23 protein-coding genes are annotated in these 25,893 nt (G+C 66.5%); 20 read left to right on the top strand and 3 right to left on the bottom strand.

Going from position 1 to position 25,893, the window contains the following annotated elements; translation table 11 throughout:
• Positions 1-16 precede the first annotated feature (16 nt).
• The 11 genes from gspG to gspF all read left to right on the top strand — a co-directional run bounded on the left by gspG (position 17) and on the right by gspF (position 11,557).
• A complete protein-coding gene (gene gspG / locus AC3FLX_RS15210) occupies positions 17-481 on the top strand; it encodes a type II secretion system major pseudopilin GspG (protein WP_488697819.1) in 465 nt (154 codons plus the stop codon).
• A 15-nt stretch (positions 482-496) separates the two neighbouring features.
• The gene (locus AC3FLX_RS15205; protein ID WP_488697817.1) at positions 497-1,009 is read left to right on the top strand and encodes a prepilin-type N-terminal cleavage/methylation domain-containing protein; all 513 of its coding nucleotides are present in this window, start codon (positions 497-499) and stop codon (positions 1,007-1,009) included.
• A complete protein-coding gene (gspI, locus tag AC3FLX_RS15200; protein WP_488697815.1) occupies positions 1,006-1,416 on the top strand; it encodes a type II secretion system minor pseudopilin GspI in 411 nt (136 codons plus the stop codon). The genes AC3FLX_RS15205 and gspI overlap by 4 nt, the downstream gene beginning before the upstream one ends.
• Positions 1,406-2,125: a PulJ/GspJ family protein gene (locus tag AC3FLX_RS15195; protein WP_488697813.1), complete on the top strand. Its 720-nt coding sequence runs from the start codon at positions 1,406-1,408 to the stop codon at positions 2,123-2,125. The genes gspI and AC3FLX_RS15195 overlap by 11 nt, the downstream gene beginning before the upstream one ends.
• Positions 2,125-3,156, top strand: coding sequence for a type II secretion system minor pseudopilin GspK (gene gspK, locus AC3FLX_RS15190; RefSeq protein ID WP_488697811.1), 1,032 nt, complete (start codon positions 2,125-2,127; stop codon positions 3,154-3,156). The genes AC3FLX_RS15195 and gspK overlap by 1 nt, the downstream gene beginning before the upstream one ends.
• A 255-nt stretch (positions 3,157-3,411) precedes the next feature.
• Positions 3,412-4,953, top strand: coding sequence for a type II secretion system protein GspL (gene gspL / locus AC3FLX_RS15185; protein ID WP_488697810.1), 1,542 nt, complete (start codon positions 3,412-3,414; stop codon positions 4,951-4,953).
• Positions 4,950-5,540: a type II secretion system protein M gene (locus tag AC3FLX_RS15180; RefSeq protein WP_488697808.1), complete on the top strand. Its 591-nt coding sequence runs from the start codon at positions 4,950-4,952 to the stop codon at positions 5,538-5,540. Before gspL ends, AC3FLX_RS15180 begins: the two co-directional genes overlap by 4 nt.
• Entirely contained in the window at positions 5,540-6,346 is an 807-nt protein-coding gene (locus AC3FLX_RS15175; protein WP_488697806.1) for a type II secretion system protein N, read from the top strand. Before AC3FLX_RS15180 ends, AC3FLX_RS15175 begins: the two co-directional genes overlap by 1 nt.
• Before the next feature lie 37 nt (positions 6,347-6,383).
• Positions 6,384-8,777, top strand: a complete 2,394-nt coding sequence (gene gspD / locus AC3FLX_RS15170; protein ID WP_488697805.1) for a type II secretion system secretin GspD — start codon at positions 6,384-6,386, stop codon at positions 8,775-8,777.
• Positions 8,778-8,848: 71 nt separating this feature from the next.
• On the top strand, positions 8,849-10,324 hold the full coding sequence (gene gspE, locus AC3FLX_RS15165) for a type II secretion system ATPase GspE (protein ID WP_488697873.1): 1,476 nt from the start codon (positions 8,849-8,851) through the stop codon (positions 10,322-10,324).
• Between the two features lie 15 nt (positions 10,325-10,339).
• Entirely contained in the window at positions 10,340-11,557 is a 1,218-nt protein-coding gene (gene gspF, locus AC3FLX_RS15160; RefSeq protein ID WP_488697803.1) for a type II secretion system inner membrane protein GspF, read from the top strand.
• 103 nt (positions 11,558-11,660) lie between these two features.
• Here gspF and AC3FLX_RS15155 read toward each other — a convergent pair whose 3' ends face one another.
• Entirely contained in the window at positions 11,661-12,962 is a 1,302-nt protein-coding gene (locus AC3FLX_RS15155) for an NYN domain-containing protein (RefSeq protein ID WP_488697801.1), read from the bottom strand.
• Positions 12,963-13,284: 322 nt separating this feature from the next.
• Here AC3FLX_RS15155 and AC3FLX_RS15150 point away from each other — a divergent pair, with 322 nt between their 5' ends.
• The 6 genes from AC3FLX_RS15150 (at position 13,285) to AC3FLX_RS15125 (ending at position 20,817) form a co-directional block, all read left to right on the top strand.
• Positions 13,285-16,878: an indolepyruvate ferredoxin oxidoreductase family protein gene (locus tag AC3FLX_RS15150; protein ID WP_488697799.1), complete on the top strand. Its 3,594-nt coding sequence runs from the start codon at positions 13,285-13,287 to the stop codon at positions 16,876-16,878.
• 135 nt (positions 16,879-17,013) lie between these two features.
• Complete coding sequence (locus AC3FLX_RS15145) at positions 17,014-17,433, top strand: GNAT family acetyltransferase (protein ID WP_488697798.1); 420 nt, start codon at positions 17,014-17,016, stop codon at positions 17,431-17,433.
• A 25-nt stretch (positions 17,434-17,458) separates the two neighbouring features.
• Positions 17,459-17,809, top strand: coding sequence for a GFA family protein (locus AC3FLX_RS15140; protein WP_488697797.1), 351 nt, complete (start codon positions 17,459-17,461; stop codon positions 17,807-17,809).
• A 12-nt stretch (positions 17,810-17,821) separates the two neighbouring features.
• The gene (locus tag AC3FLX_RS15135; protein ID WP_488697795.1) at positions 17,822-18,241 is read left to right on the top strand and encodes a VOC family protein; all 420 of its coding nucleotides are present in this window, start codon (positions 17,822-17,824) and stop codon (positions 18,239-18,241) included.
• A 103-nt stretch (positions 18,242-18,344) separates the two neighbouring features.
• Positions 18,345-19,583 (top strand): MFS transporter, encoded by a 1,239-nt coding sequence (locus AC3FLX_RS15130; protein WP_488697794.1) that lies wholly within the window; start codon positions 18,345-18,347, stop codon positions 19,581-19,583.
• A gap of 31 nt (positions 19,584-19,614) precedes the next feature.
• Positions 19,615-20,817 carry an MFS transporter gene (locus AC3FLX_RS15125; protein WP_488697793.1) on the top strand — a complete coding sequence of 401 codons (1,203 nt, stop codon included), beginning with the start codon at positions 19,615-19,617 and terminating at the stop codon, positions 20,815-20,817.
• Between the two features lie 47 nt (positions 20,818-20,864).
• On the opposite strand, the gene AC3FLX_RS15120 is transcribed toward AC3FLX_RS15125, so the two are convergent.
• Positions 20,865-21,746 carry a DODA-type extradiol aromatic ring-opening family dioxygenase gene (locus AC3FLX_RS15120; RefSeq protein WP_488697871.1) on the bottom strand — a complete coding sequence of 294 codons (882 nt, stop codon included), beginning with the start codon at positions 21,744-21,746 and terminating at the stop codon, positions 20,865-20,867.
• A 293-nt stretch (positions 21,747-22,039) separates the two neighbouring features.
• Here AC3FLX_RS15120 and AC3FLX_RS15115 point away from each other — a divergent pair, with 293 nt between their 5' ends.
• From AC3FLX_RS15115 to AC3FLX_RS15105, 3 genes are all read left to right on the top strand, one after another.
• On the top strand, positions 22,040-22,327 hold the full coding sequence (locus AC3FLX_RS15115) for a hypothetical protein (protein WP_488697869.1): 288 nt from the start codon (positions 22,040-22,042) through the stop codon (positions 22,325-22,327).
• 159 nt (positions 22,328-22,486) lie between these two features.
• Entirely contained in the window at positions 22,487-23,797 is a 1,311-nt protein-coding gene (locus AC3FLX_RS15110; protein ID WP_488697791.1) for an MFS transporter, read from the top strand.
• Between the two features lie 173 nt (positions 23,798-23,970).
• Positions 23,971-24,594 carry a DNA-3-methyladenine glycosylase I gene (locus AC3FLX_RS15105; RefSeq protein WP_488697790.1) on the top strand — a complete coding sequence of 208 codons (624 nt, stop codon included), beginning with the start codon at positions 23,971-23,973 and terminating at the stop codon, positions 24,592-24,594.
• Here AC3FLX_RS15105 and AC3FLX_RS15100 read toward each other — a convergent pair.
• Positions 24,591-25,439, bottom strand: a complete 849-nt coding sequence (locus tag AC3FLX_RS15100; protein ID WP_488697788.1) for a CPBP family intramembrane glutamic endopeptidase — start codon at positions 25,437-25,439, stop codon at positions 24,591-24,593. The genes AC3FLX_RS15105 and AC3FLX_RS15100 overlap by 4 nt on opposite strands.
• Positions 25,440-25,893 lie beyond the last annotated feature (454 nt).

Here is a 25,893-nt window from a genome sequence, read left to right as displayed (position 1 = left end):
TCAAGGCACAGAACCGATGCGCAGAACCGTCAACCAGACTGCCGCCTCCCAGCGTGACACCCGTCGCCGCGCTCGCGGCTTCACCCTGATCGAAATCATGGTGGTGATCGTGATCCTGGGCGTGCTCGCGGCGTTGGTGGTGCCCAAGATCATGAGCCGGCCCGACGAGGCCCGCATCGTGGCCGCGCGCCAGGACATCTCGTCGATCATGCAGGCACTCAAGCTGTACCGCCTGGACAACGGTCGCTATCCCACGACCGAGCAGGGCCTGGCGGCGCTGGTGAGCAAGCCGACCACCGAGCCGGTTCCCAACAACTGGAAGGGCGGCGGCTACCTGGAAAAACTGCCGAAGGACCCCTGGGGCCATCCGTACCAATATCTGAATCCGGGCGTGCGCGGCGAGATCGACGTGTTCAGCTTTGCCGCCGATGGACAGGCCGGTGGCAGCGGCAACGACGCCGATATCGGCAACTGGGAATAATCGCCCCCTCTTCTCATGACTCCGGTGACGCCGCGCGGCCAGGCCGCCCTCCTCCAGCGTCGCCGGCGGCTCGGCTTCACGCTCCTGGAACTGCTGGTGGTCATGGTGATCGCCGGCATCGTCATCTCGCTGGTGGCGGTCAACGCCACACCCAATGACCGGGGCCGCGTACTCGACGACGGCCAGCGCATTGCCCGCCTGTTCGAACTGGCGCAGGAAGATGCCCAGCTCGGCGCCCGGCCCCTCGCCTGGGAAGGCGATGCTACCGGATGGCGCTTTCTTGAATCCACTCCGCAAGGCTGGGTGCCGCTGCGTGCCGATGTCTTCGCGCCGGGCCGCTGGCGCATCCCGCTGGACGGCGCCGTGATCACCCAGGGCGGCCGCCAGCCTGGCACGGGGCCCGTGCGCCTGGTCTTCGGCCGTGAACTGATCGACGAACCGCAGCGGCTGGTACTGACGCGCGGCGATATCCGCGTGGACGTGACCGGCGACGGCAGCGGCCGCTACGTGGCCACGGTGACCCAATGATCCACCGCACCCGCCGGACGCTCCGGACTCGCCCCCGAGGCTTCACGCTGATCGAGGTACTGGTTGCGCTGACCATCCTCGCCGTCGCGCTGACCGCCGCCATGCGTGCGATGGGGTCGATGACCGAATCGAGTGCCTCGCTGCAGCAGCGTATGCTGGCCGAATTCAGCGCCGAGAATCACCTGGCCACGCTGCGGCTTTCCAAGACCTGGCCAGAGCCGGGTTCGCGCGGCTACGACTGTCCGCAGGGCGGCGTGCCCCTGTGGTGCGAGGAGTCGGTATCGGGTACGCCAAACCCGTCGTTCCGCCGGGTGGAAGTCGCGGTTTATCCATCGGCCGGCAACAAGTCCGTACGTCTGGCGTGGCTGGTCACCCTCGTCCCCAATGAAACCCGCAATGTCCTCTGAGCGCCGCGCCCGCCCCGGTGGCCAGCGCGGCTTCACGCTGCTGGAGATGCTGGTTGCCATCACGTTACTGGCCGTCATGGCCGTCATCGGATGGCGCGCGCTCGATTCCCTGACCCGCAGCCGCGAGCGGCTGACCGATCACGACGCCCGGCTCGATGCGCTCAAGGTGATGTACGGCCAGTTCCAGTCCGATTGCGAACACCTGGCCCAGCCCGCCCAACTGCAGGCCAGCCCCGTGGAAATCGCGCCAAACCAGTTGCTGATGGTGCGCGACCGTCGTGACGAAGGTCAGCCTCCGAGCTGGCAGGTGGTGGCGTACCGGATGGATGGCAATACCGTGGTGCGCGTCGCAAGCCGGCCCGCCATCTCCCGCAACGACGTGCAGAGCGCGCTTCTGGCGCTACGCCAACCCGGCAGCGCGGGTCTGCAGATGCGCCCGTTGCTGAGCCAGGCCGACCAGTTGTCCGCGCGCGCCTGGGTGGAACCGGTGGGCTGGCTGATCGACAGCAGCCGCGTGCGAACCGCCCTGATGCAGGGCAGCGCCGCGGCCAGCGCGGCCCAGGCGATCAGCGCCAGTGACGCGCAGGCCGGGTTGGGCAATATCTCGACCAGCGTGGCGGTGCGTGCCGTCGAGCTAACCGTCTTCGCCCGGATGGGCGATGGCGATGCCACGCGCCAGTTCCAGAAAATCTGCATGACGGGGATGTGATGAAGCGCGCGCCCCGCCCTGCCTCCTACGGCAACCTCCCCATCCGCCACCCCGAACGCCAGCAAGGCGCCGCGGTGGTGACGGCCCTGCTGATGGTCACGCTGGCCGTGGTCGTGGTATCCGGCATGTTGTGGCGCCAGCAGGTACAGATCCGCTCGATCGAAAACCAGCGCCTGGTGGCCCAGGCCGCATGGATCGAAAAGGCAGCCGTGGACTGGTCGCGGCTGATCCTGCGCGACGACCAGCGCCGCTCGCAGGTGGACTATCTGGGCGAGCCCTGGTCCGTGCCCGTGGCGGAAACCCGGCTGTCGGACTTTCTCGGCGCCGGCGTCAGCACGTCCGAGGGCGGTGAAACGTCCTTTGTATCGGGCCGGATCCTCGACGCGCAGGCACGCTTCAACCTGACCAATCTCTATATCTGGCAGGCCGACGGCACCGGCCGCGTGGCCAATATCGACCAGCCGTCGCTGCTCGCCTTCAGGCGCCTGCTACAAACACTCGGCATGAACGCGGGCCTGGCCGAGCCCACCGCGCAGTATTTCCTGCGCGCGGCCCGGGGCACGTCGACGAACGGCCAGCCGGCGCCACGCCCGCCCGACAGCGTCGACGACCTGCTGGCCATCCCCGGCTATACGCCCGCGATGATTGCCGTGCTGGACCCGTTCGTCGCCGTGCTGCCCGAGCGCACCAAGGTCAATGCGAATACCGCCGAGGCCGAGGTGCTGTCCGCCGTGATCGACAAGCTGCCGATCGACCGTGCGCGCGAACTGGTTCGCCAGCGCGACCGCAGCTACTTCAACAACACGGGCGACGTCACTTCGCAGTTGCAGGGCATTGCCCCGCAGGCGGCCAACGCGGGCGATGTCGTGGACGTGCGCACCCACTATTTCCTGATCTACGGCCTGGTGCGGCACGAGCGCGCGCGCCGGCTCAAGGTTTCGCTGGTGTTCCGGGCCGATGTGCTTGGCAGCGGCAATACCACCCGCATCATCTGGGTCCGCGACGCGGACGCGATGCCCGAGCAACGCTGAAAAACCGGCGGGCGCAAGCCGTTTTTGCCCGGATGCGTGTAGGCGTAAACCTTCTTCAGAATCAGCCAGGCCACTATTGACGCACGTAAGTCACACAGGCAAGGTATGCTGCTGCGCCGTGCCGGGTCCACTGCAGCAAGCTGCCGTGGCATAACCGATCGCGCCAGCCTGTTCGCCCCAGAAAAGCGACACCGGACGGCCGACAGGCCGGCCACGCGCCTCCAGCGCGCCTTCGCCACAGACAACAGGGAAATCTTGAGTACCACGCTCTACGTCCGCCTGCCGCACCGGCCGCATGACCAGCCGCAACCGTGGCAGTTTGGCGCGATGCCGTTTGCGCTGGTACGTGCTTCCGGGGACAAGATCCGGCCCGGCGCCACACCGCCGGGACCCGAGCTGTTGCGCGAAGGCCACGGCCTGCCCGCTGAAATGCCAGCCGCGGACCGACTGGTTCTGATCCTGGCCGCCAGCGATGTGCTGCTGACGGCGGCAATGGTCCCGCCCTTGCCCCCGGCCCGCCTGCGCCTGGCCCTGCCGAACCTGGTGGAAGACATGCTGGCCACGGACGCCGCGCCGTGCCATATCGCCCTCGGTCCGGCACTCGATGCCACCGCCCCGGCGCGTGGTCCGCGACGCCGACTGCTGATGGTGACCGACCGTGCCTGGCTGCGCGCCGCACTCGACCAGTTCGCCGAACACAAACACCGTCGCCGCACCGTGCTGCCCGCGCAATTGTGCCTGCCGCTTGCGGAAGCCACGGCTCAGGCGCCCGCCGACACACCGGAACCGGCCCTCGCAGGCAACGCCGCGCCCTCGCCCGCACCGGCACCGTCCGCACCCGAAGCTCCGGCCTCCAGCGACGAAGCGGCGCAACCCGCCACGCTCGTCGTGGAAGCGGCCGCCTCGGCGCTGGCGCAATCGGCCTTGCTGCTGGACGCCGCTGCGCCGCCACCCGCCGCAGCCGAAGCCGCCCGGCTCTGGCAGTTGACCGTGCGCACCGGCCCGTACGATGGCTACGGCCTGCTGCTCAACGATCAGGCCCTTGCCGCCTGGGAGGCACTGGCCCCCGCCGGCGAATGGCACGGCGACAAGGCGGCAAGAAGCCACGCGCCGGTGCCGGCCTTGCGGACGCAGCGTCCCATCGCACGCGCATCGCGGATTTCCGACGACTGGCGCATCTGGCTGGCCGGCGCGGAAGCCTGCCTGCGCGAGCCGCAACTCGACCTGGCCCAGTTCGAATTCGCCCAGGGCCGGATGGACCGCTGGAACCTGCTGGCCTGGCGCGCGCCGGTTGCACTGGTCCTGGCACTGGTGCTCGCCCAGATCATCGGCATGAATGTGCAATGGCTGATGCTTCGTCAGGAGTCCCGGCACATCGACGCGGCCCAGATCGACATCCTGCACACGGCATTCCCGAACGTGCCGCCGGTGGCAGAGCCTCCGCTCCTGATGCGCCGTCAGATGGATCTGCTGCGCACGGCCAGCGGCCGTAGCACCCCGAGCGATTTCCTGCCGCTGGCCGATGGCTTTGCCCGCGCCGCGAGCGATCTCCCGCCCGATGCCCTGCTGCAACTCGACTATCGCGCCGGCACGCTCTACGCCACGCTCAAGGCGGGCACCAACACCAACGCACTGCGCAATGCCGCACGGCAGGCAGGCCTGCAGATGGAAGAAGACAAGACGCCACCCGACGCCACCGTCCGCGCAGGCGGCGCACCGACGCCGCCTGGCTCGCGCTGGGCCATCAAGAGCGAATCGCGCGCCGACGGCAAGACACAAGGCGGAGCCGGATCATGAAGCCTGGCAATTCGGCAAATCGCTCCGCCCCCGCAGCCACCATTGGCGCGCGCCTGGGCCGACTGCGCCCGCGTGTTCCCGACGCATGGCGCGAGAAATTCGATGCCTTCTGGAACGCACGCAACCCGCGCGAGCAGGCCATTCTTGGCGGCGGCGCCATCGTCCTGGTGCTGGTGTTCGGTTATCTGGTGCTGTGGGAACCCGCGGCCACAGGCCGTGACCGCCTGATGCGCAACCTGCCCGCGCAGCGCGCCGACCTGGCGGAAATGGAAACGCTGGCTCAGGAGGCGCGCGGCCTGCAGGCGAGCCCGGCCCCGTCGCTGCGCGGCGATGCGCTGACGCAGGCGCTGCAAGACATCCTCAACCAGCACGGATTGAAGGCCACACGCCTGGCCGCTACCGGCGACAACGCCGTCCAGGTGCAGCTCGACAAGGTGGCCTTCGGCTCCGTGGCCAGTTGGCTGCAAGACGTCCGGGCGCAGCAGCGGCTCAAGGTTACCGATGCCCGCATCAGCTACGTGGGCGCCACGGCACTCGTCAATGTCACGGCAACGCTGCAAGGCCCCGGTGCCGGCGGCCGCAACTGATGGCGCGGCTAGAGGCCCTGCGGCTGCCCCGTCGGCGAGCGCGCGCATCGCGCGGCTGGCAACGGCTGCGCTGGGCGATGCTCGGCGCGGCGACGGTCGCCGTCACCGTGATCGCATCGCTGCCAGCCACATGGATGGCCGACCGCATTGCCACGGAAAGCGGGCGGCGCGTGCTACTGGCTGACGCGGCGGGCACGCTGTGGCACGGCAGCGCCACGCTGGCACTGTCGGCCGGCGCGGGCAGCCAGACGTCCACGGTACTGCCGGGCCGGCTGACATGGGACGTGGCGTTCTGGCCGTTGCTGACCGGTACGCTGCGGATCGTGCTGGAACAGGATATGTCGATGGCCGCACCGGTAACGGTTGCGGTGACGCCGGCCGGCTGGACCGTGCAGCCTGGCAGCATCCGCTTGCCGGCATCGCTGCTCGAAGGCATCGGCGCGCCGTTCAACACACTGCGCCCGGACGGCACGATGCGCATCGACTGGTCGGCGCTGCAAGGCAAGTTTGCCGGCAACCAGAAATTCGGACGTCTGACCCTGCAACTGGAACAGATGTCGGCGGCGGTGAGCCGTCTGCGCCCGTTGGGCAGCTATCGCGCGGAGGTCGACCTGACCGGCGCCGACGGCAGCCTGCAACTGAAGACCACGGCCGGGCCGCTGCATCTGGAGGGCAGCGGCACGCTTGGCCGGCAGTCCCGCTTCGAAGGCACGGCGCACGCCGACCCCGAAGCGGCCACCCAGCTCGCGGGCCTGCTAAGCCTGCTGGGACGAACAGAAAACAACGTGACAAGGCTGCGCTTCTGATTGCCGAAGCTGCCGAAGCTCAAGCCTGGAACCGATGATGAAAACGCAATCCACCCACCGCCTTGCCCGTACCGTCTGCGCTCGCGCCACTGCGCTGTTGTGCAGCCTGTCATTGCTGTCGCCCGCCACGCTATGGGCGCAGCCGCAGCAGCAGGTACCGCAGCCCAATGACATTACGCCGCGCAATCGTGATCAGGTGGTGCTGAATTTCGTCAATGCCGATCTGGAATCCGTCGTGAAGGCCGTCGGCCAGGCCACGGGCAAGAATTTCGTGATCGACCCGCGCGTGAAGGGCACGGTGAATCTGGTGACCGAGCAGCCGGTATCGCGCGCGCAGGCGCTGGAGACGCTCGGTTCCGTGCTGCGCATGCAGGGTTACGCGATGGTGGAATCCAACGGCTTCACGAAGGTGGTGCCGGAAGCCGACGCCAAGCTGCAGGGGTCGCCCACCGTCATTGGCGCCGGCGCGGGCCGCGGCGACCAGGTGGTGACGCAGGTATTCCGGTTGAACTACGAGTCGGCGAACAATCTTGTGCCGGTTCTGCGGCCGATGATCGCGCCCAACAACACCATCACGGCCTACCCGGCCAACAACACGCTGGTCATCACCGACTATGCCGACAACCTGCGCCGCCTGGCCCGCATCATCGCGGCCGTGGATGCGCCGGCATCGGGCGAGGTGGAACTGATACCGCTCAAGAACGCCGTGGCCAGCGATGCGGCCGTGGTGCTGCAGAAACTGCTCGACCCGTCGGCAGCCGGCGGCGCCGGTGGCGGTGCCGGCGCGACCGATGCCTCGCTGCGCACCACCGTGGTGGCCGAGCCGCGCAGCAACTCGCTGATGATCCGCGCCACCAGCCGTGCCCGCGTGCAGCAGGCGCGCCAGCTGATCGAGAAGATCGATCAGCCGTTCGCGCGTCCCGGCAACATCTGGGTGGTGCCGCTGAAGAACGCCGATGCCGTGAAGCTCGCGGCCACGCTGCGCGCGATCGTCGCCGCCGACGGCACGTTTGCCAGCTCGACTCAACCGGGCCAGGCCGGCGCCACGGGCGGCACTACGGGAGGGTTCCAGAGCACGCCGACGCAGCAGACTGGCCAGTACTCCGGTGGCGGCAGCTCGGGCTATAACCGCAGCGGATCGTCGTCATCCGGTCTCGGCAGCGGTGGCGGATCGAACGCGTTCTCGGCATCGTTCGCCGTCAACCAGCAGCCCACCACGGGCGGCACGATCCAGGCCGACCAGTCGACCAACTCGCTGATCATCACCGCGAGCGAACCCGTCTATCGCAATCTGCGCGTGGTCATCGACGACCTCGATGCGCGCCGCGCACAGGTCTACATCGAGACGATGATCGTCGAAGTCACGGCCACGCAGGCGCAGCAGCTTGGTATCCAGTGGCAGGGCCTCGTCAACCAGGCCGGCAACACCATCGGCGTGATCGGTACGAACTTCGGCACCGGCGGTCAGAACATCCTGAACCTGACGCTGGCCGGGCTGCTGTACCGGAACAACAACACGGCCGGCATCGCGGCCGCGCAGCAACTGGTGCCCGACCTGGGCGGCCTGAATATCGGCGTGGTCAACAAGTCCGCCGGGCTGGGCGCGCTGGTCAGTGCGCTGGGCACCAACGACAGCGTGAACCTGCTGTCGACGCCAAACCTGATCACGCTTGAAAACGAGGAAGCCAAGATCCTGATCGGCCAGAACATTCCGATCACGACCGGCTCCTACGCGCAGACCGGCAGCACGGCCACGGTATCGCCATTCCAGACCTTCGACCGCAAGGATGTGGGTATCACGCTGCGCGTGCGTCCGCAGATCACCGAGGGCGGGCAGGTCAAGATGCAGATTTACCAGGAATCCTCATCGGTGGTGGCCAGCACGGCGGCGCTGATCCAGGGTCCGACCACCAATGTGCGCTCGATCGAAACCAATGTGCTCGTCGACGACGGCCAGATCATCGTACTGGGCGGCCTGATCGAAGACAGCTACGGCGACGGCGTGCAAAAGGTGCCGCTGCTGGGCGATATTCCCTACCTGGGCTCGCTGTTCCGCTTCGAGAACAAGAACCGCAAGAAAACCAATCTGCTGGTATTCCTGCGACCGTACGTGATGCGCACGGCCACCGCGACGGATCGCCTGACGCAGGACCGCTACGAGTACATCCGGGGCCAGCAGCAGGGATTCGTGTCGCCTAACATGGTCGTACGCGACAAGGACACGCCGGTGCTGCCGCCGGCCGATGCGCCGGCCGCGCCGTTCGTCGATCCGCGCTACAACGGCCCCGTGCAGGCACCGCTGCCTCTGGACCCGAGCCAGCCGGCGGCGCCAGCGCAGCAACCCGCACCGCAGTCCACGCCGCAGGTGCCACCGCGGCCTCTGTCGCTGAACGATGAGTCGTTCAAGAAGCGCACCGCGCCGCAGAGCTGAGCATCATGGCTACCGAAACACTCGCCAATCCATCCGCAGGCGCCGAAGCGCCACTGGAGCCGCCGTCGCCGATGGCGGCGCGGCTCGTGTCGTATTCGTTTTCGCGCGAAGCCCCGCTGCTGATCGCGCACCAGCGCCCCGACGGACTCGAAGTCTGGGTCAGCCGCAAGACGTCTCCGGCGGCGCTGGCGGAAGTGGCGCGCGTGCACGGTGCGCTGCACCTGCGCGTGCTGGAACCGGCCGCGCTGGAAGCGGCGATGTCGGACGCCTACAACCGCCAGGACGGCTCGGCCGCGCAGGTGGTGGGCGAGGTCGAAGGCGAAGTCGACCTGTCCCGCCTGATGCAGGACATTCCCGCCGTGGAAGACTTGCTTGAGTCGGAAGACGACGCGCCGATCATCCGCATGATCAACGCGCTGCTGACGCAGGCCGCACGCGAGCAGGCTTCGGATATCCACATCGAGCCATTCGAATCGGCTTCGGTAGTGCGCTTCCGCGTGGACGGCACGCTGCGCGACGTGGTGCGGCCCAAGAAGGCCCTGCACGGCGCGCTGATTTCGCGGATCAAGATCATGGCGCAGCTCGACATTGCCGAGAAGCGCCTGCCGCAGGACGGTCGCATCACGCTGCGCGTCGGTGGCCGTCCGGTGGATGTGCGGGTGTCGACGCTGCCCACGGGCCACGGCGAACGCGCGGTATTGCGTCTGCTCGACAAGGAAGCGGGCCGGCTGGACCTGGCAAAGCTCGGCATGTCGCCCGGGACGCTGGGCGGCTTCGACCACCTGGTGCGCCAGCCGCACGGCATCGTGCTGGTGACCGGCCCGACCGGCTCCGGCAAGACCACCACGCTCTATGCGGCGCTGTCGCGGCTCGACTCGCACACCACCAACATCATGACCGTGGAAGATCCGATCGAGTACGACCTCGACGGCATCGGCCAGACGCAGGTGAATCCGCGTATCGACATGACGTTCGGCAAGGCGCTGCGCGCCATCCTGCGCCAGGACCCGGACGTGGTGATGATCGGCGAAATCCGCGACCTGGAGACCGCGCAGATTGCGGTGCAGGCGTCGCTGACGGGCCACCTGGTGCTGGCCACGCTGCACACCAACGATTCCGCCTCGGCCGTGACGCGCCTGGTCGACATGGGGATCGAACCATTCCTGTTGTCGTCGTCGCTGCTTGGCGTGCTGGCGCAGCGGTTGGTACGCCGCCTGTGTCCGCACTGCAAGCGCGAGGAAGTGATCGAGGTCACGCCGACCGAGGCCGAAACGCTCCACGCGCAGGGCAAGCCGCTGCAGCGCATCTGGCACGCGGTGGGCTGCGACAAATGCGGCCATTCGGGCTACCAGGGACGGATGGGCGTCTACGAGCTGCTATCGGTCGACAGCGAGATCCAGACGATGATCCATCGTCAGCAGCCGGAGTCCGAGATCAAGCAGGTGGCGCTGGCCAAGGGCATGCACACGATGCGCGGCGATGCACAGCGCTGGATCGATAGTGGTGCCACCTCGCTGGAAGAGGTGCTGCGCGTGACGCGCGAATAAGCCGGGGACCGCCGCATGCCCGCCTATCGCTATGAAGCCGCCGACGCTACCGGCCGCGCCGACCGCGGCGTCATCGAAGCCGACAGCCCCAGGCAGGCGCGCTCGCAACTGCGCGCGCGCGGCCTGACCCCGATCACGGTCGATCCGCTGGCCGGTGCCGGACTGGCCCAGCGCAGCAGCAGCGGCATGTTCGTGCGCCGCCTGAACACGCAGGAACAGGCGCTGTTCACGCGCCAGCTGGCCAGCCTGATCGTGTCGGGCCTGCCGCTCGACGAAGCCCTGGGTGCGCTGGCCGATCAGGCCGAGCGCCAGTACGTGCACGAGTTGCTGGCCGGCATCCGCGCCGAAGTGATGGGCGGCAGTTCGTTGTCCGTCGCGCTGGCCCAGCATCCCAAGGATTTTCCGGACATCTATCGCGCGCTGGTGTCGGCGGGCGAGCATTCGGGCCACCTTGGCGTGGTGCTGGAACGGCTGGCGACCTATATCGAAACGCGCAACCAGCTGACATCGAAGATCCGCCTGGCGTTCACGTATCCGGCCATCGTCACGTTCGTGGCGTTTGCGATCGTGATCTTCCTGCTGTCGTACGTGGTGCCGCAGGTGGTCAGCGTGTTCGCCAACACCAAGCAGAAGCTGCCCACGCTAACGATCGTCATGCTGTGGCTGTCGGATTTCGTGCGCAACTGGTGGTGGGCCGGGCTGGCTGTGATCGCGGTCATCACGGCGATCATCCGCAGTCTGCTGAAGCAACCCGACATCAAGCTGTCGTGGCATCGCTGGCTACTGACCGCGCCGCTGGTGGGCAAGCTGATCCGTGGCTATAACACCGCGCGATTTGCGAGCACGCTGGCCATCCTGGTGTCGGCCGGCGTGCCGATCCTGCGCAGCCTGCAGGCGGCCGGGGAGACGCTTACGAATGTCGCGCTCAAGGCAAACGTCGACGACGCGACGACACGTGTACGCGAAGGCGCCTCGCTGGCACGCGCGCTGGCCGCGCAGAACCAGTTTCCGCCAGTGCTCGTGCACCTGATCCGTTCGGGGGAGGCCACGGGCAACCTGCCCGTGATGCTGGAGCGCGCGGCAACGGGCGAAGGCCAGGAGCTTGAGCGCCGTACGCTGTTCCTGACCAGCCTGCTTGAGCCGCTGCTGATTCTGACGATGGGTGTGGTGGTACTGCTGATCGTGCTGGCCGTGCTGATGCCGATCATCGAGATCAATCAGTTGGTGCGGTAGCGCGGTAGTCGTTCACGCGCCGCACCCTCTCCCCCGGCCCCTCTCCCGCCTGGCGGGAGAGGGGAGCAAACCAGAGGGCTAGCGCATCGAGTCCCGATAACGCTTATTCCCCGGCCTTGGGCGCTTTCTTGGCCGGCGCGCGCTTGCGCGGCGCGGCCTTCTTTGCCGCAGGCTTCTTCTTTGCCGGTGCCTTCACTTTGGCATCCGCCTCAGGCGCGGCTTCGGACTTGGCTTCGGCAACGGCAACCGGCACCTCCGCTTCCACCTGCGCCGCCAGCACCGTCGAGCCCGGCGCCGCGAATACGGTCTGGTCGATCGGCCACGGCGTTTCGCTGAGCTTTACGTCGGGGCGCTTGGTGCGCTTGCCACGCGGCTTCGATTCTTCGTCCACCGCTTCCACCGTTTCCGAGATCAGCGTCGATGCCGAGCCTGCTGTCTCGTCATCCGCCGCCGACAACGCAGGCGCGGGTTCGGGAATGTCTTCCACATCCACCACGGCAGCCGGTGTTTCCACCGGAGGCACTGGCTGCGCCACGGTCTGCGTGGGCAGCGGCGCCGGAGACGGCTTCACCGGGACCGGCCGCGGCGGCTGCGATTGGGATTGCTGCGGCTGCTGGGATTGCTGCGGCTGTCCGCCCTCACCCTTGCCACGCTTCTTCAGCCGCACCCAGATCGTCTTGTTGTTGCCGCCGTTGCGCGTTTCCACCTCGAACAGGTTCGTCGCGGCCACCAGCTCGGAAAGCTTGCCGTAGCCATAGTTGCGCGAATCGAATTCCGGCGCCTGCTTGGCGATGTAGTTGCCGATGCCGCCGAGCGTGGACCAGCCATCCTCGTCGGAAACGGCCTGCGATGCACTCTGCAGCAACCGCACCAGGCGCGAGTCCTGACGCAGCTCCTGCGAGCTGCGGCGTCGTGTCGGAGCGGTTTCGGCTTCGGCATCGGTATCGGTGTCCGCATCGCCGCGCAGCACATCCGCGTAGATGAACTTGTCGCAGGCCGTCACGAACGGCTTCGGCGTCTTGCGCTCGCCAAAGCCATAGACGATCAGGCCCTGCTCGCGGATGCGCGAGGCCAGGCGCGTGAAGTCGCTATCACTCGACACGATGCAGAAGCCATCGAAACGGCCGGTGTAGAGCAGGTCCATCGCGTCGATGATCATCGCGCTGTCGGTGGCATTCTTGCCCACGGTGTAGCGGAACTGCTGGATCGGCTGGATCGAGTGCGCCAACAGGCGGTCTTTCCAGCCCGACAGGTTCGGGCGCGTCCAGTCGCCATAGATGCGCTTGACCGCCGCCACGCCGTACTTGGCCACTTCGGCCAGCAGGCCTTCGACGATGGCGGGCGCCGCGTTGTCGGCATCGATCAGTACTGCCAGGGTAGCGCCCTGGCGAGGGGAATTTGTCATGGTCAGGTTCTTCTTGATGGGGCCGGGTTGCACCGTGACGGGGTTTCCGGCGTGTGGCGCGCGGGATTCATGCGATGTGCGCGCGCGCCATTTGGATGCACCGCAGTGTACACGTGCAGCATAGGCGTATACGGGAAATCACGGGGGTATCTGGCGCACTTTATGCTGCATTGCACGGTACCGCGGCCTGCACGCCGGTGCTACCATGCCGCGCAGAGACACGGCCGCTCAACATCTCCACAAGAGACCACGTGCGGCTGCCCATAAATGATGTGTCGGTGATCCCGACAGCATGCCCCACAGGGCCCAAAGAGGAGCACTTATGAATGCCCCCCTGACCCCACCGGTCAGCGACGCCATCCGCCGCGCGCTCGAAAACGTTTCCCTCGAAGACAAGTACACGCTGGAGCGTGGCCGCATCTACATCAGCGGCACGCAGGCATTGGTGCGCTTGCCGATGCTGCAGCAGGAACGCGATCGTGCCGCCGGCCTGAATACCGCCGGCTTCATTTCCGGCTACCGCGGGTCCCCGCTCGGCGCCCTCGATCAATCGCTCTGGAAGGCCAAGAAGCACCTGGCGGCGCACAACGTCGTGTTCCAGGCCGGCCTGAACGAGGACCTGGCCGCGACGTCGGTCTGGGGATCGCAGCAGGTCAACATGTATCCGGATGCCAAGTTCGATGGCGTGTTCGGCATGTGGTACGGCAAGGGCCCCGGCGTCGACCGTACCGGCGACGTCTTCAAGCATGCCAACTCCGCTGGCTCCAGCAAGTACGGTGGCGTACTGGTGCTGGCCGGCGACGATCACTCGGCCAAGTCCTCCACGCTGGCGCATCAGTCCGAGCACATCTTCAAGGCCTGCGGCCTGCCCGTGCTCTATCCGTCCAACGTGCAGGAATACCTCGACTACGGGCTGCATGCCTGGGCCATGAGCCGCTACTCCGGCCTTTGGGTGGCCATGAAGTGCGTGACCGATGTGGTGGAGTCGTCCGCCTCCGTCGAACTCGATCCGCACCGCGTGCAGATCGTGCTGCCCGACGATTTCATACTGCCGCAAGGCGGCCTCAATATCCGCTGGCCAGATCCGCCGCTGGAACAGGAAGCCCGCCTGCTCGACTTCAAGTGGTACGCGGGCCTGGCCTATGTGCGTGCCAACAAGATCGATCGTATCGAGATCGATTCTCCGCGCGCACGCTTCGGCATCATGACCGCCGGCAAGGCCTATCTCGATACGCGCCAGGCGCTGTCCGACCTGGGCCTCGACGACGAGACCTGCTCGCGCCTGGGCATCCGCCTGTACAAGGTGGGTTGCGTATGGCCGCTGGAAGCACATGGCGCACGCGCGTTTGCCGAAGGGCTGCAGGAAATCCTGGTGGTCGAAGAGAAGCGCCAGATCATGGAGTACGCGCTCAAGGAAGAGCTGTACAACTGGCGCGACGACGTGCGCCCCAAGGTCTACGGCAAGTTCGACGAGCGCGACAACGCGGGCGGCGAATGGTCTATCCCGCAGAACAACTGGCTGCTGCCGGCGCACTACGAGTTGTCGCCCGCGATCATCGCCAAGGCCATCGCCACGCGCCTGGAAAAGTTCGATCTGCCCAGCGACATCCGCGCGCGCATCGAGTCGCGCCTGGCCATCATCCATGCCAAGGAACGCGCGCTGGCCACGCCGCGCGTGACCGCCGAGCGCAAGCCCTGGTTCTGCTCCGGCTGCCCGCACAACACGTCGACCAACGTGCCCGAAGGTTCGCGCGCGCTGGCCGGCATCGGCTGCCACTACATGACGGTATGGATGGACCGCAACACGAGCACCTTCAGTCAGATGGGCGGCGAAGGGGTGGCCTGGATCGGCCAGGCGCCGTTTGCCGGCGACCAGCACGTGTTTGCCAACCTGGGTGACGGCACCTACTTCCACTCGGGCCTGCTGGCGATCCGCGCCTCGATCTCGGCCGGCGTGAACATCACCTACAAGATCCTCTACAACGACGCCGTGGCCATGACGGGCGGCCAGCCCGTGGACGGCCAGCTGTCGGTGCAGGACATCGCGTTCCAGGTGGCTGCGGAAGGCGCCAAGAAGATCGTCATCGTCACGGACCAGCCCGAGAAGTACAACAGCGCGATCAAGCTGCCCGAAGGGCTGACCGTGCATCCGCGCGAGCAGCTCGACACGATCCAGCGCGAGCTGCGTGAAGTGCCGGGTTGCACGATTCTGATTTACGACCAGACCTGTGCGACGGAAAAGCGCCGCCGCCGCAAGCGTGGCACGTTCCCCGATCCGGCACGCCGCGCGTTTATCAACGACGCCGTCTGCGAAGGCTGCGGCGATTGCTCGGTCAAGTCGAACTGCCTGTCCGTGGAGCCGCTGGAAACCGAGCTGGGCACCAAGCGCCAGATCAACCAGTCTTCGTGCAACAAGGATTTCTCCTGCGTGAACGGCTTCTGCCCGAGCTTTGTCACGGCGGAAGGCGCGCAGGTACGCAAACCCAAGGCGAATGGCGTGTCGATGAGCGGCCTGCCTGAGTTGCCGCTACCGACGCTGCCGGACATGCGCCGCGCGTACGGCATCCTGGTGACCGGCGTGGGTGGCACCGGCGTGGTGACCATCGGCGGCCTGCTCGGCATGGCGGCGCACCTGGAAAACAAGGGCGTGACCGTGCTCGACATGGCGGGCCTGGCGCAGAAGGGCGGCGCGGTGCTGTCGCACGTGCAGATCGCCGCGACGCCGAACGACCTGCATGCCACGCGCATCGCGATGGGCGAAGCCGATCTGGTGATCGGCTGCGACGCGATCGTGTCGGCCACCGACGAAGTCATCTCGAAGACGCAGTCGGGCCGCACGCGCGCCGTGGTGAATACCGCGCAAACCCCGACCGCCGCCTTCATCAAGGATCCGAAGTGGCAGTTCCCGGGCTTGTCGGCCGAGCAGGACGTCCGCAATGCCGTGGGCGATCAGTGCGACTTCATCAACGCCAGCGCGCTGGCCGTGGCGTTGCTGGGCGACACGATCTACACCAACCCGCTGGTGCTGGGCTATGCGTGGCAGAAGGGCTGGATTCCGTTGACGCTCGAAGCGCTGGAGCGCGCCATCGAACTGAACGGTGTATCGGTCGACAAGAACAAGGCGGCATTCGACTGGGGCCGCCATATGGCACACGACCCCGATCACGTGCTGTCGCTGACCGGCAAGCTCAAGGCGCAGACCGAAGGCGCGGACGTGGTGAAGCTGCCGACGTCCAGCGGCGCGCTGCTGGAAAAGCTGATCGCCAATCGCGTGGAGTTGCTGACCAAGTATCAGGACGCCGCCTACGCCGGACAGTACCGTGAAGCGGTGAACCGTGTGCGCACTGCCGAAGCGGCGCTGGTCGGCGCCGGCAAGCCGCTGCCGCTGACGGAAGCCGCCGCGCGCAATCTGGCCAAGCTGATGGCATACAAGGATGAGTACGAGGTGGCGCGCCTGTACACCGATCCGATCTTCCTCGACAAACTGCGCGCGCAGTTCGAAGGCGAGCCGGGCCGCGACTATCAGCTCAACTTCTGGCTGGCGCCGCCGACCACGGCCAAGCGCGACGACAAGGGCAACCTGGTCAAGCGCCGCTTTGGTCCGTCGACGATGACGCTGTTCCGCATCCTGGCCAAGCTGAAGGGCCTGCGTGGCGGTGCGCTCGACATCTTCGGCAAGACCGAGGAACGTCGCACGGAACGGGCGCTGATCGGCGAATACAAGACGTTGCTCGATGAGTTGTCGAAGGGCCTGACGGCCGCCAACCACGGCACCGCGGTGGAGTTGGCCAACGTGCCCGACGACATCCGAGGCTACGGGCACATCAAGGAAAACAACCTCAAGGCGGCACGCGGCAAGTGGGAGCGCCTGCTGAAGTTGTTCCGCGATCCGAAGGCGGGCCAGCAGGCGGCTTGATACGCGCCACGGGGGCGTGGGGAGGGTGCTCACCCTCGCCCCCGGCCCCTCTCCCTCCGTGCGGGAGCCGGCCGCCCTTTCCACCTCCGCACGCGCGTGGCTACACTGGGGACCCATCCATTCCCCGGTCATGCCATGCAGCTCCGCCCCTATCGCCCCGCCGATGAAACCGCCGTTGTCGACCTCTGGAAAGCCTGCGGCCTGACCCGTCCGTGGAACGATCCGCACAAGGACATCGCCCGAAAGCTGACCACGCAGCCGGAGCTGTTCCAGGTGGGCGAAGTGGACGGCCGCCTCATGGCCACGGCGATGATCGGCTACGACGGCCATCGCGGATGGGTCTACTACCTGGCCGTGGACCCGCGGTTTCAGGGACGCGGCTACGGGCGTATGCTGATGGCACACGCCGAAGCGCTGCTGATCGAGCGCGGCTGTCCCAAGATCAACCTGCTCGTGCGCGACACCAACGACGCGGTGCTGGCGTTCTATGACCGGCTCGGTTACGGGCGCGATGCCGCTGTCAGCCTTGGCAAGCGTCTGATTCCCGATCAATAGAAACAGACCACCAACAGGAGACCCCATGACGACGTATCAGGGAAGCTGTCACTGCGGCCGCGTCGCGTTCGAGGCGGATGGCGAGATCACCCAGGTATTGCAGTGCAATTGCACGATCTGCCGCCGTCGCGGCCACCTGCTCTGGTTCGTCCCCAAGACGAGCTTCCGCCTGAAGACGCCTGACGAGAACGCATCCACCTATCGCTTCAACACGATGAAGATCGCGCACCGGTTCTGCCCCACCTGCGGCATCGGCCCGTATTCGGAGGCGACCGACCCGCAAGGCAACCCGACCGCCGCCGTGAATGTGCGGTGCATCGAAAGCGTGGACCTGGCCAGCCTCAAAATCATCGAGTACGACGGACTGCACAAGTAACCGCCGACCGTCATGTTCTCGATCCTGGGCATCGACCACCTGGTGCTGCGGACCGCCGATGTTGCGCGGATGCTGCGGTTTTATGTCGATGTCCTGGGCTGCACGGTCGAGCGCGAACAGCCGGCGTTCGGCCTGACCCAGTTGCGGGCGGGCAGCGGGCTGATCGACCTGGTATCGCTCGACGGCCCGCTTGGCCAGGCCGGCGGCGCAGCACCGGGTACGGAGGGACGCAATCTCGACCATTTCTGCCTTCGTATCGATCCGTTCGATATTTCATCGATAGAATCTCACCTGAATATTCATCACATAGATTTCAGTGCGGTGGAGCAGCGTTACGGGGCCGAAGGCCGCGGCCCGTCGATCTATGTAAAGGACCCGGACGGCAACACCGTGGAACTGAAAGGGCCGCCAAATCCGGCGGATGTGGCCTGATACCCCCTGACGTGCGCCTTCCCTCACTGGTGCGCCCGCCGATACAATTTCCGCTTCATCGACTGCATCGCCACCGGCGTCCCCCAATTGCGCCGGGCGCGCCATGACTGCCTCCGCCGCCCCTGAACCCGCGCGCCCCGCCGCGCTATCGCCCCGCCAGATCGTCTGGACGCTCGGTATCACCGAGATCATCAGCTGGGGCACCCTGTACTTCACATTCACGGTCTTCATCGGGCCGATGCACGAGACGCTGGGCTTCAGCAAGCCGTTCCTGGCGGGAGGCTTCTCCCTGGGGCTGCTGGTATGGGCCATGTGTTCGTTTGCGGTGGGCCGCCTGCTCGACCGCGTGCCGGCACGCAAGGTCATGGGCATCGGCTCGGTGCTGGCGGCCATCGGCCTGCTGCTCTGGGCATGGAGCCCGTCGCCCACGATGTTCCTGCTGATGTGGATTCCACTCGGCCTCGCCATGTCCTCCACGCTCTACGAGCCCGCTTTCGTGGTGCTGCGCCAGGCATTCGGCGACAGCTACCAGAAGCCGATCGTTCACGTGACGCTGCTGGCTGGATTCGCCAGCACGATCTTCATCCCGATCGGCCAATGGCTGGTGCTGCATCTGGGCTGGCGTGAGACGCTGGTCATCTTCGCGGCACTGAACCTGTTCGTCTGCGCCCCGCTCCATGCGCGGCTGCGCTACGCGGTGCATCCAAGCTATGGCGGCACGCCGGTGCCTGGCGCCGGGTCACCGCCGAGCATCACGCGGTCCACGCTGCGCCAGCCTGTATTCTGGGCCGTGGTCCTGGCCTTCACCGCCACGGCCGTCATCGCATCGTTGCTGGGCGCGCACCTGATTCCGATGCTGACCGAGAAGGGCATGCCCGTGGCACAGCAACTGATCGTGGCTGCACTGATCGGGCCCGCGCAGGTGGCTGGCCGGCTGGCGATGGCACGACTGCCGATCAGCCATCCGGTGCGGCTGTCGATGCCGGTCTACATCGTCATGAGCCTGGGCCTGCTGTGTCTGACGCTCGGCTACGGCTACTGGCTCATGTTCGCGGCGGTCTGCTATGGCTGCGCCAATGGCGTCAATACGATGCTGCGGGCGATGGCGATGCCCGAGCTGATCTCGCGTCATCACTATGCAACGCTGAACGGGTTAATGATGACCCCCGTGTTGCTGATGCAGGCGGCCGCGCCGTGGTTTGGCGCCCTGCTGTGGCGTGCCGCCGGTGGCTACTGGCTGATGCTGTGGGTCATGGTGGCGCTGGCCGTGGGCGCGCTGGCCGCGTTCGCGTTCGCGCTGCACCAGCGCGGCCTGCTCCGGCCCGGCGCCGTGCCGGCATGAGCCTTCCTGAACTGTTGTCTGGCTGTACCTGATGTCTGATTATTCGATCGAAACCGAGTCGCCCTCCGCTTCCACCGCCGCCCTCTCCCCGTCGGCCGTCTCACGCGCCACGCGCGGCACGATGGCGCTGTTCTTTGCCAACGGCGCCACGTTTGCCACCTGGGGCGTCCACATTCCCACCATCAAGGCCCGCTTCGGGCTGTCCGACGCCATGCTGTCGCTGGCGATGCTGGCCGTGGCCGCCGGCGCGATCCTTGTCATGGGGCCGGTCGGCCGCTGGGTCGGCAAGATGGGCAGCGCCAGGGCATCGATGCTGGGCGCGGTGGCGTTCGCCTGCATGACGCTGGCGATCCTGGCCATGCCCAGCTTTGCCCTGCTGCTGCCGGCGCTGCTGGTGTTCGGCATGGCAAACGCGATGTTCGACGTCGGCATGAACGCCCAGGCGGCCACGGTGGAAGCCAGCCGGACCCGGCCCATCATGTCCGCGCTGCACGGCATGTTCAGCCTGGGCGGCATGGCCGGCGCGGCATTCGGCGGGCTGATGCTGAGCCTGCAGGTGCCGCCGCTGATCCATACCGCACTGATTGCCGCGCTGACGGCCGCCGCGGCGCTTGGCGCGCATCGCGGGCTGCTGGCCGATCATCCGGTATTGCCCAGCGCCGAGCACCACCACGAGCACGCATCACGCGCGCTCTGGCTGCTGGGTCTGATGGCTTTCCTGGGCCTGGTGGGCGAAGGCGCGATGTATGACTGGACCACGGTCTACATGCGCGAAGTCACCCAGGCACCGCTGGAATGGATCAGCTTTGGATACGCGGCGTTCTCGGGTGGCATGGCTTGCGGCCGCTTCGGCGGCGACCGCCTGCGTGCCCGTTTCGGCGATGCGCGCACGCTCACCGGCAGCGCGTGGCTTGGCTTTGCGGGGATCGCGCTGGCGATGGCCGTGCCATACCCGCTGGCCGCGCTGGTCGGTTTCAGCCTGATGGGGCTGGGCGCCGCGAACATGGTGCCGATCTTCTTCGTGGCGGCGTCGCGCCTGCCCGGCATGACCGCCGCCGAGGCCATCGCGCGCGTGGCGCGCTTTGCCTATGTGGGCCTGCTGATTGGGCCAGTGTTGATCGGCGGCGTGGCGCACCTGGCCGAACTGCGCGTCGGCATCGCCGTGGTGGCGCTGACGATGGGTTACATCGCGCTGTTCGGGGCCAGGTCGGTGCGCCGCTATCTCACGACCTGACTGCCCGAATCATCGGCCATCGGCTTGACCGAGGACCGCTTGCGAAGTCAGGCGGCCTTCGGCAACGGCGCATGGCCGGTACCGATGCCGTCGAACACGAACGTATCCATCGCCAGCACGCCGTAGGTGACCTCGTCCGCCACGCGCGTCACGCTGGGTTGCCTGCCGGCCCCGGCATCCGGCCCGATGGCGGCGCCGAGCGTGACGTAGAACGGCAGCAGATGCTCGTCCGTCGGGTGTGCGCGGCGTGCAAATGGCGCCTGCGTGCGATAGTCGGCAATCCGGCTCACATCGCCCGTGGCCAGGGCCTGGTTCAGCGCATCGGCCATCCAGCCGCGAAAGGCATCGACATACGGTTCGGCGTCCGGGCCGTGCTGATCCTTGCGTCCGCCGCTGCCAAACACTTCCTGCAGGTTGTGGGTAAAGCTGCCCGAGCCGATCACGAGCACACCTTCCTCGCGCAGCGGCGCCAGCGCGCGACCGATCTCGATCTGCGTGGCCGGGCTCAGGTACGGATTGAAGGCGAGCTGGACCACCGGCACATCGGCATCGGGGAAGAAGTAGCGCAGCGGCATCCACGCGCCGTGATCGAGCGGACGCTCCTCGTCTTCGGCCACAAAGCCGGCGCCGGGAATGCTCGCGGCCTCGATCAGCGTCTTGACGCGGGCGGCCAGGTCCGGGGAGCCAGGTGCGTCATAGCGCAGCGCGTACAGTTCGCGCGGAAAGCCGCCAAAGTCGTGCCAGGCTTCCTGGCGCGAGCGCGTGGTGACCGCCAGCGTGCTGTAGATCCAGTGCGCGGAAATCACCAGCACGGCCTTCGGCTTGAGCGCGCGCAGGCGCACGCCCAGCGCATCGAACGCGGCACCCGTGGGGCCGGGATCGATCGCCAGCATCGGGGATCCGTGTGACACATAGATGGCGGGAAGCATGGTGGTCATGGCAGCAACCTGTTCGGTTTTTTATGCGATGAGGGAAGTCTGGCAAAGCTGGCGGCCCGTGGCACACGTCATTTGCGGACAAGTCCTGCAAAAAACTTGAAGCGTGGCTGGCGCGCGCGTGATGGGCGTTGGATAGCGCACACAACCCGAAGGGTTTTGCGGGGGTCTGGCAGCGGACGTAAGCGGAATCGGCCTATGATGTGCCGCAGAGATGCGATTTACGCATCCGCCGGAGAAAGCCCGTGTCAAAGCGTTTCGATCCCCTGCACGCCCTGCCCCACGCGCTGTGGTGGCAGCCCGGCGTTTACGGCAGCGGCCCGGCCGTGCTGCTCTGGATCATCGCGCGCCTGCCGGCCGACATGCTGGCGGACACCTTCGGCACACCCTACGCCCCGGCCCTGCTCAACCACGCGGGCGACACCATTTTCGTGGTGGGCTGGCTGGCCAGCGCCGCATGGCTGTGGTTCACGCGCAAGCGTCCGGCCCCGTCGCGGGAGCCCGCGCCGCTCGACCTCGGCGCGCCCACCCAGACCCCGCCCACTACCCGGCATCACGGACACCGCGCCGGTTAAGAACTTTCCGGCAGACACCGGGTGACGCGCAGACAACCCCGCTATCCGCTTCCGTATTCCTATCCGATGTAAGGAATCGCTTAAGATGCTAGCTTGCGTCACCGCCGGGGTACACCGGCGGGGGCATCCACCGGTTCATTCATCGTCGTAGCAAGCTCCATGTCCGTTACCGCAACATCCGCCAACGACCTTTCCAAAGCCACCCGACGGCGCGCGATCATCGCCGCCACGATCGGAAACGGCCTGGAATGGTTCGACTTCACCGTCTACAGCTTCTTTGCGGTCATCATCGCCAAGCTGTTCTTTCCCACCGGCAATGACCTGACGTCGTTCCTGCTCACCGTGGCCACGTTCGGCGTGGGCTTTTTCATGCGTCCCGTCGGCGCCATCGTGCTGGGCGTCTACGCCGACCGCGTGGGCCGCAAGGCGGCGCTGACGCTGACCATCCTGCTGATGGCGCTGGGCACGGCCATCATCGGCCTGGCCCCGACCTATGCGTCGATTGGCCTGTGGGCACCCGCACTGATCGTGGTGGCGCGGCTGATTCAGGGCTTTTCGGCCGGTGGCGAGGTTGGTGGCGCCACGGCGTTCCTGATCGAACACGCACCCGACGAGGAGCGCGGTGCCTATGCCAGCTGGCAACAGGCCAGCCAGGGCATTTCGTTCATGCTGGGCGCGGCGATGGGTGCGCTGGTCACCAATGGACTGGACCAGGCCCAGATCGACGCCTGGGGCTGGCGCATTCCGTTCCTGTTCGGCCTGCTGATCGGCCCGGTGGGCATGTACATCCGCTCGCACCTGGAGGAGCCGCCCGAGTTCGAGGCACGCCAGGCCGAACGCCGCGCCAGCAACGTCAAGTTCTCGCCGCTGTCGCAGGTGCTGCGCGACCATCCGCGCGAAGTGCTGGCCGGGCTGGGCGTGACCATCCTGTGGACGGTCTGCACCTACGTGCTGGTGTTCTACATGCCGTCCTACGCCAAGCAGCAGCTGGGCCTGCCGCTGGGCGCGACGTTCCAGTCCACCGCCATCTGCGGCGCGATCATCCTGGTGTTGTGCCCGCTGATGGGCATGCTGTCCGATCGCGTGGGCCGCAAGCGCATGCTCACCGTCGTGGCATTGGCCATCCTGGTGCTGGCGTACCCGCTGTTCCACTGGCTCAACGTGTCGCCGACCACCGCCACGCTGCTGCAGGTGCAGATCGTGCTGGGCATTCTGCTGGCCGCGTTCACCGGACCGGCGCCCGCCGTGCTGGCCGAACAGTTCCCGACCGAAGTGCGCTCCACGGGCCTGTCGCTGGCCTACAACTTCGCCGTTACGATCTTCGGCGGCTTTGCCCCGCTGATCGTGACGTGGCTGATCGAGTCGACGCACAACAAGCTGGCCCCGGCCTTCTACGTGATCGTCGCCGCCGCCATCAGCATTGTGGCGCTGGCGTTCATGCACGACCGCACGGGCAAGAAGCTGGCCTGACCGGCAATCCTGCCTCGCGGATGAAAAAGCCAACCTTCGGGTTGGCTTTTTTTCGTCCACGTTTTGTCAGTTGGATGTCCGGAATCAGCCGGTTTCTGTCTTTACGCCGTGCACTGGCAGGCGCATGATCGCTGCGGCGCCCGTGCGCGCCATCGACAAAGGAGCCAAGGCGAATGACAACGAAGTCCGCGCCGCAGAGCCAGGTACGCTGCGGTTGGTGCGGTGACCTGGAGGACTACTGCCACTATCACGACAACGAGTGGGGCTTTCCGGTCGACGACGACCGGCGGCTGTTCGAAAAGCTGTGCCTGGAGGGTTTCCAGTCTGGCCTGAGCTGGCTGACGATCCTGCGCAAGCGCGAGGCGTTCCGCAAGGCATTTGCCAATTTCGAAATCGACAAGGTTGCGCGCTTCACCGAGCGCGACGTGGAGCGGCTGCTCGGTGACGCCGGCATCGTACGCCATCGCGGCAAGATCGAGGCCGCCATCCACAACGCGAAGTGCGCGCAGGAACTGCTGAAGACCGAACCATCGCTGGCGGCCTATTTCTGGAAATTCGAGCCGGATGCAAAGAGCCGGCCGAAGAAGCTCACGCCCGAGGTGCTGCGCACGATGGCCGTCAGCCCCGAGTCCACCGCATTGTCGAAGGATCTCAAGAAGCGTGGATGGAAGTTCGTCGGTCCGACCACGATGTATGCGCTGATGCAGGCGATGGGCCTGGTCAACGACCATATGGACGGATGCACGACGCGCGGCGAGGTGCTGCGCGCGCGCAAGGCGTTCAAGGTGCCGCGCTAGGCGGCATCGGGCGGCGGGCCTTCCGTATCGGCGCTGGCCTGCCCGGCTTGAGGCGCGCCGGTCGCCGGCCGCCACAGCATCCGGCGCAGCGCAACCGTGCCGATCAGGCCGGCAACCACGGCGAGGCTCCATATCCACAAGGAAGTCTCGGTGCCCGCGTCCCCGCCTGCCTCGCTGAGTACGGTAATCGTCGTATTGATGCCGGCATGGAGCACGATGCCGGGCCAGAGCGAATTCGTGCGCACATAGAACGCGGCGGCCAGGATGCCCACCGCGAATGCGATCACGAACTGATAGACGTTCAGGTGCATCAGCCCGAAAACGAATGCCGAATAGACGATGGCATCGGTCTGCGAATAACGCTTGAGCATGCCGCGCAGAATGATCCCGCGGAAGAACATCTCCTCGACCATCGGCGCAATCGCACAGGACAGCACCCAGGCACCGAGGCCTCCGCTCATCGACTCGAACATCGCCGCTTCGCTGGCCGACAACGGCAGCACTTTTTCGAGCAACTGCATCATCACGCCATCGAGCAGCACGATCAGCGGCACCGTCATCAGGATGGGCGCGCCCAGCAGGCCGATCGTCGCCATCGCACTCGACTTGCCGTCGTGAAAGAGCCGGCGGTACGACAGCCCGCTCAGATGCAACATCACGCTGAACACGGCGCCGCAGGCCAGGATGCGAACCAGCGAGGCGGCCGACATGAACTGCAGGCCGTGACGCATCAGCATGGGCCGCAGCAGCATCGACAGCATGACTTCCACGAACCAGGCAACGAAGGTCAGGGCCAGCGCCCATTGCAGCGAGATAGGCTGGATGTCGGACGCGGGACGGTTCATCGGAGGTGGCGGCGTGGCAGTGCAGGAAAGTCGACATTCTAGGATGCCGTTCCTGCCGGCCGGGACGTGCTGTGGAGGGGTATTGCGATAGCGCAATGCCGCAGGCGACGCGTGTCGATGCGAGCCACGCAATGGTCCGTATACGTATACCGACATTGTTTACGTATACATAAATAGTAGTAGTAATGGTTAACACTGACCCGGCGCGGTGGATAACCGGTCTTTTGTCTTTCCAATCAGACTGTTACAGAACAGATAACCGTATGGGCAAGTACGTGGTGCTGACGTGTACCGGCGTGGGTAACTACAGACCCCCGCGCTCCGCTCCACGTATACGTGCCGAGTTGTTCGTATACGGCCCAACGGCCGCCCCCAGGGAGTTCACGCGGTTGTCCCCAGGCTTGGGCCGGGGATGTCCACAGGAAGCGCGTGCATATCCGCGCAAATCGGCACA

It is taken from the genome of Cupriavidus sp. 291-E7, assembly GCF_057798835.1.
This window is presented reverse-complemented; position numbering and strand designations above follow the sequence as displayed.

What these genes read in the sequence shown, in the direction of transcription:
- gspG (WP_488697819.1), top strand. Translation starts at nt 17, where the DNA reads ATGCGCAGAACCGTCAACCAGACTGCCGCCTCCCAGCGTGACACCCGT.
- AC3FLX_RS15205 (WP_488697817.1), top strand. Translation starts at nt 497, where the DNA reads ATGACTCCGGTGACGCCGCGCGGCCAGGCCGCCCTCCTCCAGCGTCGC.
- gspI (WP_488697815.1), top strand. Translation starts at nt 1,006, where the DNA reads ATGATCCACCGCACCCGCCGGACGCTCCGGACTCGCCCCCGAGGCTTC.
- AC3FLX_RS15195 (WP_488697813.1), top strand. Translation starts at nt 1,406, where the DNA reads ATGTCCTCTGAGCGCCGCGCCCGCCCCGGTGGCCAGCGCGGCTTCACG.
- gspK (WP_488697811.1), top strand. Translation starts at nt 2,125, where the DNA reads ATGAAGCGCGCGCCCCGCCCTGCCTCCTACGGCAACCTCCCCATCCGC.
- AC3FLX_RS15180 (WP_488697808.1), top strand. Translation starts at nt 4,950, where the DNA reads ATGAAGCCTGGCAATTCGGCAAATCGCTCCGCCCCCGCAGCCACCATT.
- AC3FLX_RS15175 (WP_488697806.1), top strand. Translation starts at nt 5,540, where the DNA reads ATGGCGCGGCTAGAGGCCCTGCGGCTGCCCCGTCGGCGAGCGCGCGCA.
- gspD (WP_488697805.1), top strand. Translation starts at nt 6,384, where the DNA reads ATGAAAACGCAATCCACCCACCGCCTTGCCCGTACCGTCTGCGCTCGC.
- gspE (WP_488697873.1), top strand. Translation starts at nt 8,849, where the DNA reads ATGGCGGCGCGGCTCGTGTCGTATTCGTTTTCGCGCGAAGCCCCGCTG.
- gspF (WP_488697803.1), top strand. Translation starts at nt 10,340, where the DNA reads ATGCCCGCCTATCGCTATGAAGCCGCCGACGCTACCGGCCGCGCCGAC.
- AC3FLX_RS15155 (WP_488697801.1), bottom strand. Translation starts at nt 12,962, where the DNA reads ATGACAAATTCCCCTCGCCAGGGCGCTACCCTGGCAGTACTGATCGAT.
- AC3FLX_RS15150 (WP_488697799.1), top strand. Translation starts at nt 13,285, where the DNA reads ATGAATGCCCCCCTGACCCCACCGGTCAGCGACGCCATCCGCCGCGCG.
- AC3FLX_RS15145 (WP_488697798.1), top strand. Translation starts at nt 17,014, where the DNA reads ATGCAGCTCCGCCCCTATCGCCCCGCCGATGAAACCGCCGTTGTCGAC.
- AC3FLX_RS15140 (WP_488697797.1), top strand. Translation starts at nt 17,459, where the DNA reads ATGACGACGTATCAGGGAAGCTGTCACTGCGGCCGCGTCGCGTTCGAG.
- AC3FLX_RS15135 (WP_488697795.1), top strand. Translation starts at nt 17,822, where the DNA reads ATGTTCTCGATCCTGGGCATCGACCACCTGGTGCTGCGGACCGCCGAT.
- AC3FLX_RS15130 (WP_488697794.1), top strand. Translation starts at nt 18,345, where the DNA reads ATGACTGCCTCCGCCGCCCCTGAACCCGCGCGCCCCGCCGCGCTATCG.
- AC3FLX_RS15125 (WP_488697793.1), top strand. Translation starts at nt 19,615, where the DNA reads ATGTCTGATTATTCGATCGAAACCGAGTCGCCCTCCGCTTCCACCGCC.
- AC3FLX_RS15120 (WP_488697871.1), bottom strand. Translation starts at nt 21,746, where the DNA reads ATGCTTCCCGCCATCTATGTGTCACACGGATCCCCGATGCTGGCGATC.
- AC3FLX_RS15110 (WP_488697791.1), top strand. Translation starts at nt 22,487, where the DNA reads ATGTCCGTTACCGCAACATCCGCCAACGACCTTTCCAAAGCCACCCGA.
- AC3FLX_RS15105 (WP_488697790.1), top strand. Translation starts at nt 23,971, where the DNA reads ATGACAACGAAGTCCGCGCCGCAGAGCCAGGTACGCTGCGGTTGGTGC.
- AC3FLX_RS15100 (WP_488697788.1), bottom strand. Translation starts at nt 25,439, where the DNA reads ATGAACCGTCCCGCGTCCGACATCCAGCCTATCTCGCTGCAATGGGCG.